Genomic DNA, 14,064 nt, shown 5'->3' on the forward strand with positions numbered 1-14,064 from the left:
TGGGGAAGGTTTCGGGGGTGTCGGCGCGTGACTGCACACAATAATGCACCAATAGTGTGCATAGGGCAAAAAACAATCAATTTTGCTGCTCACAACGGAGCACGGGAAGAATTCGGCGGCGGGACGTGCACGAAGAGGGACAGGGTGGCGCGAATGCGACGAACCGGTCAACGCCCCGATGCGCAAGATTGGCGCAGCGGGGCGGAAGGGAAAACTCAGCGGGGTTGCGGCTTGGGCGGTTTGGCCACGCCCGGTGCCTGCGGCAGCTTCGGCATCTGCGGTGCCTGCTGCGCCGGGTAATCGGGCACCTGGCCACCGGGACGCTTCACATGGATCTGGATCGCCTGGGACTGGGCCAGTGGCTGTCCGCCGGCGCCAAGCAATACCGCCTGCACGGTGTGCGTGCCGCGTTCAAGCGCGGAAATATCCAGACTGGTACCGGATGACATCCCCGACCAGCGCTGACCGTCGATCACCGCGTAAAACGCGTAGCCCTCCCGCGGTACCGGATCGAGTGCCACCTGCAGCACGATAAACCGCTGCCCCGGCGGAATAGTCGCATCATTGGCAGGGCTGACGATGGAAAAACGCACGGGGCCCGGGTCACTTCCACCGCGCTGGTTATTGTCCACATCCCGCGGCGACAGTTTGCGCGTGGGCAGCGGCAACGGCGGCGCTATGGGCTGCACATTGGTTGGCCCGATCTCAACCTTCTCGGCCTTCTGTCCGGGAGGGGGAGAGTCGCTGAACGTCACCCTCCCGTCCGGGCCAACAATGCGGTACACGCTGTTGCCGGACGCACCGTCTGCACCCTTGCCGTCTGCGGCGCGATCTTTATCCGACGAGTCCTGCTGTGCCATCGCCGCTGCGGCCAGCAGCGCTGCGGTCAGTACAATCCACCTGCTCATGGGCGTTCCTGCCTCTCGCTATGTATTTCAGGGAGCCTGTTTTAAGGCTAGTGTATCGCGAAAATCAGACGCGCATAAAAAAAGCCCACACCAGAGTGCGGGCTTTCTCGTCATCTTTGCGCCGTTCTCACCAGATCTCCCTTGCGAGAGAAACCGGCGGCGGCGCGCTGATGATACCTCCTACTTAGCAGGAGTAGTACAGTTCAAACTCGACCGGGTGAGTGGTCATGTTCACACGCTGTACTTCTTCACGCTTCAGAGAGATGAAGGCGTCGATGGCGTCGTCGGTGAATACACCACCTTCGGTCAGGAACGCGCGGTCCTCGTCCAGTGCATCCAGAGCCTGTTCCAGGCTGGAAGCAACGGTCGGGTACTCGGCCAGCTCTTCCGCCGGCAGGTCGTACAGGTCTTTGTCTGCAGCGTCGCCGGGGTGGATCTTGTTCTTCACGCCGTCGAGGCCAGCCATCAGCAGCGCTGCGAAAGCCAGGTACGGGTTGGCGGTCGGATCCGGGAAGCGGGTCTCGATACGCTTGCCTTTCGGGCTCGGCACGAACGGAATGCGGATGGACGCAGAGCGGTTGCGCGCAGAGTAGGCCAGGATAACCGGCGCTTCGAAGCCGGGAACCAGACGCTTGTAGGAGTTGGTGGAAGAGTTACAGATCGCGTTCAGGGCGCGCGCGTGCTTGATGATACCGCCAACGTAGAACAGGGCAGTTTCAGACAGGCCAGCGTAAGCGTCACCAGCGAACTGGTTAACACCGTCTTTGCTGAAGGACTGGTGCACGTGCATACCGGAACCGTTGTCACCTACCAGCGGCTTGGGCATGAAGGTGGCGGTTTTGCCGTAAGCGTGAGCAACGTTGTGTACCGCGTACTTCAGGATCTGAACTTCGTCTGCTTTCTTGGTCAGGGTATTGGCGCCAACGCCGATTTCACACTGGCCAGCAGTACCCACTTCGTGGTGATGTACTTCGATCTCCAGGCCCATGGCTTCCATGGCAGAACACATGGCGGCACGTACGTCGTGCAGGGAGTCGACCGGCGGAACCGGGAAGTAACCGCCTTTTACGCCCGGACGGTGGCCCATGTTGCCTTCGGCGAAGGAAGCACCGGAAGACCAGGCAGCTTCTTCAGAGTTGATCTTGTAGAAGGAGCCACCCATTTCGGAGCCCCAGGTGATGTCGTCGAATACGAAGAACTCGGGCTCCGGACCGAACAGCGCGGTATCGCCGAAACCGGTGGACTTCAGGTATTCCTCGGCGCGCAGCGCGATGGAACGCGGGTCGCGCTCGTAGCCCTGGCCGGTGATCGGATCGACGATGTTACAGCGAATGATAACGGTCGCTTCGTCGGTGAAGGGGTCCAGGAAGGAAGTTTCGTCGTCCGGCATCAGGATCATGTCGGATTCGTTGATGCCCTTCCAACCAGCGATGGAGGAACCGTCGAACATCTTGCCTTCTTCGAAGAACTCGCCGTCAACTTCCTTAGAAGGAATGGAAACGTGTTGTTCTTTACCTTTGGTATCGGTGAAGCGCAGGTCTACCCATTTGGCTTCGCTCTCTTTGATGAGTCCGAGCGTTTTCGCTGACATTGCAGTCCTCCAAGAATGATAAGTTATGTGTCGCGCCAATTCGCTTTATCTTGTGGCAACAGTCAAAGCAAGGAATGTGCCAAATTGGGGCAAACCGGTTGTGAACGGGGTCGTGAAGGCAGAATCCAGCGAAAACGGCCTGTTTTCTGCCGCGAGCCATCGGCGCCCCCTCAAGGTAGTCCCAAACTTGGTGCCCCAAAACCACAATTTGCACCATTTTGGGGCTGCTCGGTCACAGCGGGCACCAAAACGGTGCTGCAAGCAAATTCCCGATAGCGAGTTTATAATTCGCCACCTTTGCCGGGAAGCGACTCAACGCAACCCGGCCTCAAATTCAACCGCGGTTCCGGCACATTCCCATGCATTTCGTCGTCAAGTTTTTCCCAGAGATCACCATCAAGAGCAATCCGGTGCGCAAGCGCATGTCGCGCCAGCTTGCAGACAACCTGCGCAAACTGATGCGGCAACTGGATGACCGGATCAAGGTGCAGAAAGACTGGGAAAAGATCGACGTGATCGCACCGGATGCAGTATCCCACCTTTCCGAACGCATTGAAGAGGTACTGGCGCACACTCCCGGCATTGCCAACTTTGCGCGAGTGCAGCAGTTCCCCCTCGGCGATCTGGATGATATCTACCAGAAGACCCTCACCATCTGGGGCCCACAACTCACTGGCAAGACCTTCTGCGTGCGGGTGAAACGCACCGGCAAGCACGACTTCCAGTCCCTGGACGTGGAACAGTATGTGGGAGGCGGCCTCAACCAGAACACCGACGCCGCCGGGGTGAAACTGAAACACCCGGATATCACCGTCAAGCTGGAGATCCGTCACGACAAGCTGAACGTGATCGAAGAGCTGCACCAGGGCCTCGGCGGCTTCCCGCTCGGCACCCAGGACCCGGTGCTGTCCCTGGTATCCGGCGGCTTCGACTCCACCGTGGCCAGCTACCTGACCATGAAACGCGGCATCCGCACCCACTTCCTGTTCTTTAACTTGGGCGGTCGCCAGCACGAGCTCGGGGTCAAGGAAGTGGCGTTCTACCTGTGGGAAAAATACGGCGCCTCCCACCGGGTGCGCTTTATCACCGTGCCGTTCGACGAAGTCGTAGCGGAAATCCTCGAGCAGGTAGACGATTCCTACATGGGCGTCACCCTGAAGCGCATGATGCTGCGCGCCGCCTCCGCGGTGGCCAAGGAACTGGAAGTGGACGCGGTGGTGACCGGCGAGGCCATTGCCCAGGTCTCCAGCCAGACACTCAAAAACCTGTCGGTGATCGACAGCGTCACCGATACCCTGGTACTGCGCCCGCTGATTACCTCGGACAAAACCGACATCATCCGCACCGCGCGCGCCATTGGCACCGAGGAATTCGCCGCGAATATGCCGGAGTACTGTGGAGTGATTTCGGTGAAACCCACCACCCGCGCAAAAATGGAAAAGGTGGAACACGAGGAAACCCGTTTCGACTTCACTGTGCTCGACCGCGCGATCGGCAACCGCGTGATGCAGAACATCGACGAGGTGATGACGGACCTGAACGAAGACGCGCCGCCGGTGGAAATTGTTACCGAGCCGGGCAGCGCCACGGTCATCGATATCCGCCATCCCACCGAAGAGGAAGTCAATCCGCTGGAACTGGACGGCACCGAGGTGGAAACCATTCCCTTCTTTCGCCTGAGTACTGCATTCCAGAAACTGGATAAGGAAAAGCACTATCTGCTGTATTGCGACCGCGGGGTAATGAGCCAGCTGCACGCATCGCACCTTCTGGATGACGGCTATCGCAATGTGGGGGTTTACCGACCGGAGAAACCCAAGCATTAACCGGCAGTGCAAGCGCAAAAAATCGCGATCCAAAAATCCCGGCAACCAGCCGGGATTTTTATGTCACGCGAAACGAATCCGCAAATCCCGCTGACGCGTTTCGTCTAGCAGACATTACCGCACGCCGTTGTACACTCGTCCCACCCACTTCAACAGTCACAAGGAGTCACGATGTTCAGCCACATCATGCTCGGCGCTAACGATATCCAGGAATCCAAGACATTTTACGATGCCATTCTCGGCGAGCTGGGCTACAAGCCCGGTGTGATCGATGAAAAAGGCCGCTGTTTCTATTTCACCGATAGCGGTATTTTTGCACTCACCAAGCCCATCGATGGCGAACCGGCGAGCTGCGGCAACGGCAGCACCATCGGCTTTACCGTGCAGAGCGAAGAGCAGGGTAACGCCTGGCACGCGGCCGGTGTCGCCAACGGTGGTGTCGCCTGTGAAGACCCACCCGGGGTACGCGAGGGCGGCGGCATGAAGCTGTACTTGGCCTACCTGCGCGACCCCTCCGGCAACAAAATCTGCGCGCTGCGCCGACTGGAAGCCTGATCACGGCGCCTGCAGTCCATTAGCAGTGAGACACCCAAAGCCCGGCCCGCCCGGGCTTTTTTGTGCCGCGCTGTACACTCTACCTACACACCCTACCTACACACCCTGCCATCTCTGCCGCTGCGCCAACTTATCCCCGCTATGCTCTAGGCTGAGGATTTACTGGCCGATACAGGAAGACACATGCAGCGCAAACCCGCCATACACCACCGCGGTAACCCGCGCGCGCTTGTGCGGGCAACCTGCACGCCACTGGCGTCGATCTTCGGCAGCGGCTTTCTGGTGATGGTGCCGATCCTTGCCGGGGCGGTAGGGACTTATGCGGTGCTGGCGATGACACTGGTGTGCGCACTGGCCTACTGCGTCGGCGCTGTCATTCGCTTCAATATCCGCTTTGCGGAGCCGGTGCTGGCGAAGGACCCGCCGGAGTCCACGCTCACTTTTGAACGGAGTTCCGACCTGGCACTGGTTCTTGCCTATGTCATCTCGGTATCCCTGTACCTGCATATTCTGTCAGCGTTTGTGCTCGGCAGCCTGCACCTGGATACGCCATTCAATGAGGACCTGCTGACCACTGCGGTCATCGTATTGATCGTCACCATCGGCATCACCCGCGGACTGAATGGCTTGGCGGCAATGGAAGGGCTGGCACTGGCAGTGACTCTGCTGATCATTGTGCTGCTGATCGGCGGTTTTGCACTGTACGACCTGCACGCCTGGCGGTCGCCGGCGGGACTGCAGTTTTTCAAGGCCAAACCCCACAGCGTGTGGGAGATTCTGACCATTGTCGCCGGCACCCTGATCGTAGTGCAGGGATTCGAAACCACCCGTTACCTGGGGGATTCATTCGAAGCCGGAACCCGTATCCGCGCCTCGCGACTGTCACAGCTGATTTCCACCGGCGTTTACCTGGTATTCATCGCAGTGGCACTGCCGCTGGTGCACACGCTGAATGGCAAGTACGGCGACAACAGCCTGATCCACCTCGCCGCAGCGGCCTCTTCCCTGTTAGTCGTACCACTGGTGATCGCTGCGGCCATGAGCCAGTTCTCCGCTGCGGTAGCCGATACTCTTGCGGCCACCGGCAACCTGGAGGAAGTCACCCATCACCAGCTCAAGCCCCGCTTCGCCACGGTGCTGGTCGGCGGTGGCGCCATCGCGCTTACCTGGACCGCGGACACATTACAGATCGTCGCGCTCGCGTCGCGCGCCTTCGCCTTCTACTACCTGCTGCAATGCCTGGTGGCGATCAGTGTCAGCCAATCGACTCGCCAACGACTTTTCTTCACGTTGATCGCTATCGCACTGGGGTTTATTACCGTATTTGCGGTCCCTGCCAGTTGAACACCCATAAAAAACCCGGAGCTGAGTCCGGGTTTAATTGGGGGTCCAGTGATAATGGCACTGGTACGGCTCTTCAAGAGAGCTATTGGTATTAGCGCGTGGCTACGCCGGTACTGTCGCAGTGGACAGCTTCCGAGCCTTCCTCACACTTTTCTGCTTCGAAGAAGAACTGGTAGCGCCACTCCTGATCTGGCCAGGCTTTGTCGGCGGGAACGAACTGCCAGTTCTTGATCGCCGCCAGAATCGGCTCGGCATAAATGCGGGCGGAAGCGCTACTGTTTTCTTTCAATGTCACACCGGACACACTGCCATCCCGCTCGACGGTGAAGGAAAAATACAGCGCGCCCTCAACCTTTTCTTCGAGCGCTTTCTCGATCTTTTCGTTTTCAGAAAAGTCCGGGCGCTCGTAGTACCAGAACGACAGGCCTTTCTCGCGAAACTCCTGCTGTTTCTGCCTGCGGTAGTTGTTGCGCTCCGCATTGCGACATTCACTGAAACTATCGAATCCGGCGCAATCCGGTCGCTGCCAGTCCTGAGTGTACGCCTGACTGGCAAATATCAGGGCAGCCGCCGCGATCACCGCTTTAACCACGCTGTACCCCCTCGTAGTAGGTCAACTGCTATCAAACATTCCAGAATGGCGCATCAAACCACGGGCACAATCCAGCTCTCCAAGGGTTTCGCGTAACAGTTTGTAAGCGCACCAGGTGGGAGCGAGCCTACCGCAAGCTGCGCCATAAAAGGGGGCGAATGGGTGGCGGGTACCGAGAGGGGAGAAACAGTCACTCAACCGATAAAATCCGACCAGAAAGTCTAAGGATGCCGTAGCAGTGTATATGTTTGACGATCGTCTGCTTTACGGAAAAATACTCCACAAAAAAACATTTTGTAACAGTTTGTAAGGTTTTCCGGGGCACTATGGAGCGGTCGGTTACGCTGTGATACAAAAGTTCAAAATACAGCCAGCACCAACTGCGCGACACTTTTTCGGTAACCCCGCTTCAGATGACCTCCATGACCAAGTTGACTCCGATCGTTCTGCTGACGTGCCTGGCGCCACTGTATGCCGCCGGCACCACACCGGCAGAAGTTCGGGCGCCGGAGTGGGAAATCAGCCTCAGCACTGGCTACGGGGTAGTAGAGAATCCTCTGGCGGGAAAGCGCGATGGCGAAAGCTACTTTCTCCCAAACATCAGCTATTACGGGAAACGTTTCTTCCTCAGTAATCTCACAGTGGGCTACAGCCTTCTGGAAAACGAGAATATTTATCTCGACCTGGTCGCACGCCCCAATGAAGACGGCCTGTATTACCTGCTAGACAAAAGCAGTTCTGCCAGCGACGGTGTACTGAGCAACTTTATGACCCAGTTCCAAGCTGCGGATCCCGCGGATACGGAGCGCAGGGTGTCAATCGTTGCAGGCCCCAGCGTTACCCTGGTATCGGATTGGGTCGACGTTTCCTTTTCCTGATTTCACGACGTGAGTGATGTGCACCACGGCAGTGAAACCCATTTGAGTTTTGACAAGCAGTACCCGCTGTTCGGCGGCGCCATTGGATTTGGAGTTGGCGCCACCCAGAAAGACGCGGATCTGGTGAGCTACTACTATCAATTCACCGAGCAGGAAGCGGATATTTTCTACAGCCGTTACGCGAGCGCCTACCCTGCCACTGATGCGACCGACAAATTCGCGCGCCTGCATTTTTCCTATCCGCTAAGCAAAAATCTGGAACTGCGACTGGCCGCCCGCTACAACGACTTCGATGAGGCGGGGAGAAACCCGCGCTTTATTGAGCACCCGCATACCCTCAACTGGTTTGCCGGCGTGCAGTACACCATTGGCAGCAGGCAATAACGATGATGTGGCGATTACTTTTGCTGTTGCCATCGCTGTTGCCCGCTCTATCACAGGCAGCGGACCTGCGCCTGATTCCCAGTGTTTGCGCGGTAGACGAAAACGAATCCCGCTGTAGTATCTCGGTAAGAATCCATTTTGATGCGGACGACAACAACCGCTACTGCCTGTCGATCGTCGGCAGGGGACTGGTGCGCTGCTTCTCCGGTGACAACGACGATCTCGAAGTGTTTATCAGCAGTACCAATGACACCCGTTTTCAGGTGACATCCAGCGAAAGCGGGAAGGATGTAGCTGCGGCAATCCTGAAAGTCGCCCAATACCAACCCAAGCGCCATCGCCGTCGTTACGGCTGGGGCCTACTGTAATGACGCCTGTGCAGCACCCTGTCAGCAAACCGTCAATCGCAGAGACGGAGAGCACATCGGGCAATTACCGAATTTTATTGCTGGAAGACGACGAGCAGCTCGCCGAGTTGATTGTGCGCTTCCTGTCCGAACGCCACTGCGAAGTGACTTATGCGGCAAATGGTCGCGATTTCATGAAGGCCGTTCACCACAAGGATTACGACCTGATCATTGCAGACGTGGTGTTACCGGATGCCAGCGGGTTTCAGCTGCTGGAACAGTTCCGCAGCCAGCTCAGTTGCCCGCTGATTTTTCTCAGTGCGCTCAGCTCTGTGGATGATCAGGTAACCGGACTGCGCCTCGGCGCCCACGATTACCTGGTAAAGCCGGTCGATCCACACCTGCTGTGGGCAAAAATCGAGGCCCACCTGCGCACATCCCAGAGTCCGACCCCGGCCAACGCAAGCATGACTTTCGGCCCACTCAGCATCGACCTGGTAAGCCGTCAGGCACGGGTCAAGGACAAGCCACTGCCGCTCACCACCAACGAGTTCGACCTGTTGCAGATTTTTGCCGAGCAACCGGCGCGTTTGCTCAGCCGGGAATACCTGTTCCGGCGGGTGATCGGGCGGGAGTTTGACGGGCTCGACCGGGTGATCGATATGCGCGTCAGCCGCCTGCGCAAAAAACTGGATGCCATTCCCGACGGCGTCGCCATCCAATCCATCCGCGGTCGCGGATACTCGCTGAATACCGTGCACGGCACCCCCTGATGCGCCTGCAGATGTTGCGCCTGGTCAGCGTGCTCGCGCTGGCCTTGGTGGTGGTCTACTCCTCGGTCGCCGCACTGTACAGCCTCTATTCCACCACGCCCGAGGAATACACCATCAGTGCGGCACAATTGGCGCAGGCACTGGAGCGCGGCGATGCCCCCCTGGCACAGAGTTATCCCGCGGACGCGATTCATTTTTCCGGCGCCTTGCGCAAACGTCTGGATGCGGGTGAGGTTGTGGGACTGGATGCGGGCGATGGACAGATTCTGTTTTATCACCGACACCACAATACGGTGCTGGAAATCGGTCCCTTTCCCCACGAGCAGGCCCAGAGTGTGACCCAGTGGCGACTGCTGTTTATCGGCGCCATGCTGGTGGTTTTGCTATTGCTGACCTGGCCCATGTTCAGCGATCTCAACCGCCTGCAAAAACAGGCGATCCGCTTCAGCAAAAAGCCGTTTCATATTCCCAACCAATTCAGCCGGCGCTCGACCATTTTCCCGCTCGCGGAAACCTTCCGCCGTATGGCAAATATCGTTACCAGTCATTTCCAGATGAACCAGGACCTGGCGCGCACCATCGCCCACGAAGTGCGCATGCCACTGGCGAGAATCAAGTTTCAGCAAGCGCTGGCGGATAGCGATTCGGAAAGTGCCCAGGTCATCAACCGGGCGACGCGGGATATCGAACAGCTGGTGGACAAGTACCTGAACTTCGCCAGGGTCGAGGTACACGAACAGTTTCTGTCACGCAAATCCATCGCCCTCGAGACATTTTTTACCGAGCTCGGGTCGCATCTGGAAACCCAGTGTCCCGACCTGGAAATTGCCTATTATTTTCCCGACAAGCGCGCCTGGCTTGAGCCGGACTCACTGAGCATTGCCATCCAGAATCTGGTGGCCAACGCCGGTAAATATGCCCGCGACCGGGTGGATATACGCTTTGAACTGCGCGCAGGCTTCTGCCATTTGTCGGTGGAAGACAACGGTCCGGGACTGGGTGGCGACGCCCTGGAATTAACCGATGCCTTTACCCGTTCCGCCACCGACGATCAGGGTTACGGCCTAGGCCTGTATATCGTGAAGAAGGTGATGATGTGGCACGAGGGTGAGCTGCTGCTGGATCAGTCAGCCAACCTCGGCGGGACCCGCGCCACCCTGCGCTGGCCCAACCGGGCGTAAGCGGATTTCTCAGCCTATGGCATCGACGCCGGTAGCCGTACCGGTGGCGTCCTCGTAAGTCACCATGGAAAGGTTTTCCTTGCTCTGCTGACCAATGCTCATGGGGCAGCGGGTGCCCGGCAGCACCGTCAGGTCGAACAATTCGCTTACCGGACCGTCGATACGGATCCAGTGCTCCACATTGCCATTGGTAAGGTTGATGAACTGCACCCCACACCAGGCCTCGGAATCCTTGTCCGCCAGGTTCTGGTCCAACTCAAGACCTTCGAAGCGCTCGTAACGCGGCTTGGAAAGACCAACAATCGCATAGTTTCCGTGGATCGCCAGACCGCGGGCAAAGCCCGGGCAGAAGGTATGCGGGACAAAGCACTTGGTCTCAAAATCCACATGGCCCAGGTAGCCGGTGCCACTGTTCAGCACCCACAACCGGCCATCCGCCCAGCGCGGCGAATGCGGCAGGGACAGTCCCTCACACACGATCTCGCTGGTTTCCACATCGATAATCACACCGCCGTTGTCGCGGCGCTCGCGCCAGCCATCGATGGTGTCGGACTTGCATACCGCACTCACATACCTCGGCTTGCCATCCACCATCGCCAGGCCGTTCAGGTGGCAGCGGTCTTCCGGGACGATCTTGCTGATGAAATCCGGCTTCCAGATCGCGCGGAAGCTGTGGGTCAGGCTCGGCTCCGCCAGGCAGTTGTACTTGCTATTGACGAACACAATCTTGCCGTTTTTCTGGATGCCCAGCTCGTGGATATCCACCTCACCGATAAACTGCGCGTTGCGCGGTACATAGCAGGCATCGAAAACCTGGTTTGTCGCCTGCCCCGGCTGCAGCACGTTCTCAAAACGCCAGATTTGGTACAGGCCGCCCATGTAAATGCGATTGCGGTTGCCCACAATGCCCATGGCGCGCTGGAAGATACGCTCGTGGAAGGACAGCTTGCCGCCGGGCTCGGCGCCCACCATGTAGACGCGGCCGGACTGATAGGAAGTAAACGCAATGGACAGCTGGCGCTGGTGCATCCACTGCGCGAGCCCGGTAGAGCAGGATTTGCGCACCGGTTCCGGCTGGGCCTGCGGCGGCGCACCGGCGCCCGGGTCGGTAATCTCGGTGGGCTGTTCTGGCTGCTGTCCCTGCTGCGCGGTGTTCTCTACCCTGCCGGCCGCCGGCTTTTCGGCTTCGGCGGTTACATCTGTATCACTCAATTCGGTACCACGGAGTTGCTTCAGGGTCCGCAGCCGCGAACCCGGTCATTGTTCTCGCTCGCCAGATTTTCTGGCAACGTGGGACTGTAACGCGCCCGGTGGCGTGACCGGGGGGACTACTTGTAACAGTTTGTAGCAAAGACCCGCTAAAGACTCGACCCCAGACAACACCCTGGTCATCTTCACAACGGCGAGTCGCCTTCCACGAAATGGCGGGTCACCTGAGATGACCCGATGTGCACCAATTCCGCGCCACTGACGGCCCGAAATATAAGCCATTAGCAGCGGATTGAACGCCTATGACTAGACTAAAAATATCGGTTTAAATGAAGCTGGAAGGACAGATGCAAAAATTCCTGCGGGCATTCATGGGGCTCTGTGTGCTCTGCATATTGTCCACGGTGACTGGTTGCGAGCGTTCGGCGGAAAATTCAGCCGCCGGTCAAAACATCGAACCCGGCGCCAGCGCCAGTAAAGAGCGCGAGGCAACTGCTGCCTCTACCCCGGACACCGGCGCCAACAGTGCACCCGACAGCGCGAGCGAACCTGACGAGACCGACCAGTCTGCAGGGGTGGACTCGGCTACTGAGAAAAACGTACCTCGCGAAAAATTTACCGGCAAAGCGGCAGACAAAGATGACCTGCGTCCCACTGCCGACTGGGCGCCGGATACCACCGGTGAGTTTCCCATCGGCGCATTTAACAACTACATCGAGAAAGGTGACCTGGACGCGCTTCGCAAGCGGGGAAAACTGCGTATTCTCACCGATGTAGCCAATACAGATTCGCTCCACCGCGCCGCAACCCAGCAGGACATTGAAATCGAGCTGGCGAAGCAGAAGGCCGAAATATTAGGCCTTGAGCCTGTTGTGCTGATCGTAAACAGTTTCGATCAGCTCATCCCCAAGCTCATCGCCGGGGAAGGCGATATTATTGCCAACAATCTGGTGCCCACCGAAGAGCGGGCAAAGCTTATTGACTTTACCCGCCCGACGGGAACAACCCATGATACCTTGCTATCCCAAACCGACGTCGCTGAAGTCAAGCCAGGTGACGAGCTGGCCGGCAAAACTCTCGCGGTTACCAAAGGTACCGTATTCGAAACGCGCGGACGCGAACTGGCCAAACAGCACCCGGGACTGAAACTCGAGGTTGTGGAGAAAAACTATGTCGAGCTCGCTCTTGATGTGTCACTCGGGCATATCGACTTCACGGTAATTGATGAGCAAATTTTTGATCTCATCCAGCAATTCCGCGACAACCTCAAAAAAAATATCGTATTCGAGCGGGAAGATCCGCTCACCATTGGCATCCGCAAGAATTCACCACAATTAAAAGAAGCGCTGGATGCGGCAATTCGCGATATCAAACTCACCAATCCCTACGCGCGACACCTGGGCGACCTGGACAAGATCAAGGAGCGCGGCGTATTGCGCGCGGTAACCCGCAACCACCCGGGCACTTACTTCATGTGGAAAGGCAGGGTGATGGGCTATGAATACGAGCTTCTGCAAAAGTTTGCCAAGTCCCTCGACGTGCGGCTCGAAGTCATCGTCGCGCCCACGCACCGGGAAATTTTCACCATGGTCCGGGATGGCAAGGCCGATGTCGCTGCCAGCCTGATATCCGCGACCGAGGCGCGGGATAACACCGGTATGGATTTCGGACCATCTTACATGAAAGAAGCGGTATCTCTGGTTGGCCGCCCCGGCGACAAGATTGAAAAACTGGAAGACTTGAATGGCAGAACCATTCATCTGCTGCGTTCCAGCAGTCAGTTCGAATTACTGATGGAGCTGCTCGCTGAACACCCCGAGTTAAAAAAACTAAAGATCGACATCACGCTGGTGCCCGAGGACCTGACCATCCCGCAAATTCTGGACCGCGTTGCAGATGGGGAGTATGACCTGACCATCGCCGACGACGTCACTGTGCGCCTGGAACACCACTGGCGAGACGATGTGGTCAATATTTTAGACCTACATGTCGATGACAATTACTACGCGTGGATGGTACGCGAAAGTAATCCGAAACTGCTGGCGGCGGTGACCAAATTCTTCAATGACCCCAATATCGTCAAGCTGCGCAAAACCCTGTTCCATAAATATTTTGACGAACCGAAACGCACCCGCGACGAAATCAAATCCCTGAGTGAAAAAGGCGAGATATCACCGTTTGACAAACTTGTGAAAAAATATGCCGATGAATACGACTTCGACTGGCGCCTGATCGTGGCCCAGATGTTTCAAGAAAGCACCTTCAACCCCAAGGCCAAATCCTGGGTCGGGGCACGCGGCCTGATGCAGGTGATGCCCGATACGGGCAAGCAGGTGGGCGAAAAAAATCTGTTCGACCCGGAAACCAGTGTGCGTGCCGGCTTGAAATATCTGAACTGGCTGCACCGCAAGTTTGAAGACAAGGGCATCAGCCCGGAAAACAAGATGTGGTTTACCCTCGCCTCCTATAATGCCGG

At 57.6% G+C, this 14,064-nt stretch carries 11 protein-coding genes and 1 pseudogene; 8 read left to right on the forward strand and 4 right to left on the reverse strand.

What is annotated here, in order from left to right; all coding sequences use genetic code 11:
- Positions 1 to 215 precede the first annotated feature (215 nt).
- Together B4U49_RS07815 and glnA are read right to left on the reverse strand one after the other, a co-directional pair.
- Positions 216 to 908 carry a DUF4124 domain-containing protein gene (locus tag B4U49_RS07815; protein WP_239692514.1) on the reverse strand — a complete coding sequence of 231 codons (693 nt, stop codon included), beginning with the start codon at positions 906 to 908 and terminating at the stop codon, positions 216 to 218.
- A gap of 184 nt (positions 909 to 1,092) precedes the next feature.
- The gene (gene glnA, locus B4U49_RS07820) at positions 1,093 to 2,499 is read right to left on the reverse strand and encodes a glutamate--ammonia ligase (RefSeq protein WP_078084017.1); all 1,407 of its coding nucleotides are present in this window, start codon (positions 2,497 to 2,499) and stop codon (positions 1,093 to 1,095) included.
- A 359-nt stretch (positions 2,500 to 2,858) separates the two neighbouring features.
- Here glnA and thiI point away from each other — a divergent pair, with 359 nt between their 5' ends.
- From thiI to B4U49_RS07835, 3 genes are all read left to right on the forward strand, one after another.
- Positions 2,859 to 4,325: a tRNA uracil 4-sulfurtransferase ThiI gene (thiI, locus tag B4U49_RS07825; protein WP_078084018.1), complete on the forward strand. Its 1,467-nt coding sequence runs from the start codon at positions 2,859 to 2,861 to the stop codon at positions 4,323 to 4,325.
- Positions 4,326 to 4,496: 171 nt separating this feature from the next.
- Positions 4,497 to 4,880: a VOC family protein gene (locus B4U49_RS07830; RefSeq protein WP_078084019.1), complete on the forward strand. Its 384-nt coding sequence runs from the start codon at positions 4,497 to 4,499 to the stop codon at positions 4,878 to 4,880.
- Positions 4,881 to 5,063: 183 nt separating this feature from the next.
- Entirely contained in the window at positions 5,064 to 6,224 is a 1,161-nt protein-coding gene (locus tag B4U49_RS07835; RefSeq protein WP_078084020.1) for an APC family permease, read from the forward strand.
- A gap of 91 nt (positions 6,225 to 6,315) precedes the next feature.
- Here the strand turns inward: B4U49_RS07835 and B4U49_RS07840 are convergent, their stop codons facing one another.
- The gene (locus B4U49_RS07840) at positions 6,316 to 6,816 is read right to left on the reverse strand and encodes an energy transducer TonB (RefSeq protein ID WP_078084021.1); all 501 of its coding nucleotides are present in this window, start codon (positions 6,814 to 6,816) and stop codon (positions 6,316 to 6,318) included.
- A gap of 422 nt (positions 6,817 to 7,238) precedes the next feature.
- On the opposite strand from B4U49_RS07840, the pseudogene B4U49_RS19355 reads away from it, so the two are divergent.
- The 4 genes and pseudogenes from B4U49_RS19355 (at position 7,239) to B4U49_RS07865 (ending at position 10,379) form a co-directional block, all read left to right on the forward strand.
- Positions 7,239 to 8,078 (forward strand): annotated as a pseudogene (locus B4U49_RS19355) (MipA/OmpV family protein).
- A 2-nt stretch (positions 8,079 to 8,080) separates the two neighbouring features.
- Positions 8,081 to 8,446 (forward strand): DUF3019 domain-containing protein, encoded by a 366-nt coding sequence (locus B4U49_RS07855; RefSeq protein ID WP_078084024.1) that lies wholly within the window; start codon positions 8,081 to 8,083, stop codon positions 8,444 to 8,446.
- The gene (locus B4U49_RS07860; RefSeq protein WP_078084025.1) at positions 8,446 to 9,198 is read left to right on the forward strand and encodes a response regulator transcription factor; all 753 of its coding nucleotides are present in this window, start codon (positions 8,446 to 8,448) and stop codon (positions 9,196 to 9,198) included. The genes B4U49_RS07855 and B4U49_RS07860 overlap by 1 nt, the downstream gene beginning before the upstream one ends.
- Positions 9,198 to 10,379 carry an ATP-binding protein gene (locus B4U49_RS07865; protein WP_078084026.1) on the forward strand — a complete coding sequence of 394 codons (1,182 nt, stop codon included), beginning with the start codon at positions 9,198 to 9,200 and terminating at the stop codon, positions 10,377 to 10,379. Before B4U49_RS07860 ends, B4U49_RS07865 begins: the two co-directional genes overlap by 1 nt.
- A gap of 9 nt (positions 10,380 to 10,388) precedes the next feature.
- Here B4U49_RS07865 and B4U49_RS07870 read toward each other — a convergent pair whose 3' ends face one another.
- Positions 10,389 to 11,591, reverse strand: coding sequence for a TIGR03032 family protein (locus B4U49_RS07870; RefSeq protein ID WP_078084027.1), 1,203 nt, complete (start codon positions 11,589 to 11,591; stop codon positions 10,389 to 10,391).
- 344 nt (positions 11,592 to 11,935) lie between these two features.
- On the opposite strand from B4U49_RS07870, the gene B4U49_RS07875 reads away from it, so the two are divergent.
- The coding region (locus B4U49_RS07875; RefSeq protein ID WP_078084028.1) for an MltF family protein at positions 11,936 to 14,064 on the forward strand (2,129 nt) is incomplete at its 3' end.

This window comes from Microbulbifer mangrovi (assembly GCF_002009015.1).
GTDB classification, from domain to species: domain Bacteria; phylum Pseudomonadota; class Gammaproteobacteria; order Pseudomonadales; family Cellvibrionaceae; genus Microbulbifer; species Microbulbifer mangrovi.

Excerpts from the sequence above, each read along its gene's own strand:
- B4U49_RS07860 (WP_078084025.1), top strand. The coding sequence starts at position 8,446 with ATGACGCCTGTGCAGCACCCTGTCAGCAAACCGTCAATCGCAGAGACG.
- B4U49_RS07830 (WP_078084019.1), top strand. The coding sequence starts at position 4,497 with ATGTTCAGCCACATCATGCTCGGCGCTAACGATATCCAGGAATCCAAG.
- B4U49_RS07815 (WP_239692514.1), bottom strand. The coding sequence starts at position 908 with ATGAGCAGGTGGATTGTACTGACCGCAGCGCTGCTGGCCGCAGCGGCG.
- B4U49_RS07835 (WP_078084020.1), top strand. The coding sequence starts at position 5,064 with ATGCAGCGCAAACCCGCCATACACCACCGCGGTAACCCGCGCGCGCTT.
- B4U49_RS07855 (WP_078084024.1), top strand. The coding sequence starts at position 8,081 with ATGATGTGGCGATTACTTTTGCTGTTGCCATCGCTGTTGCCCGCTCTA.
- thiI (WP_078084018.1), top strand. The coding sequence starts at position 2,859 with ATGCATTTCGTCGTCAAGTTTTTCCCAGAGATCACCATCAAGAGCAAT.
- B4U49_RS07865 (WP_078084026.1), top strand. The coding sequence starts at position 9,198 with ATGCGCCTGCAGATGTTGCGCCTGGTCAGCGTGCTCGCGCTGGCCTTG.
- glnA (WP_078084017.1), bottom strand. The coding sequence starts at position 2,499 with ATGTCAGCGAAAACGCTCGGACTCATCAAAGAGAGCGAAGCCAAATGG.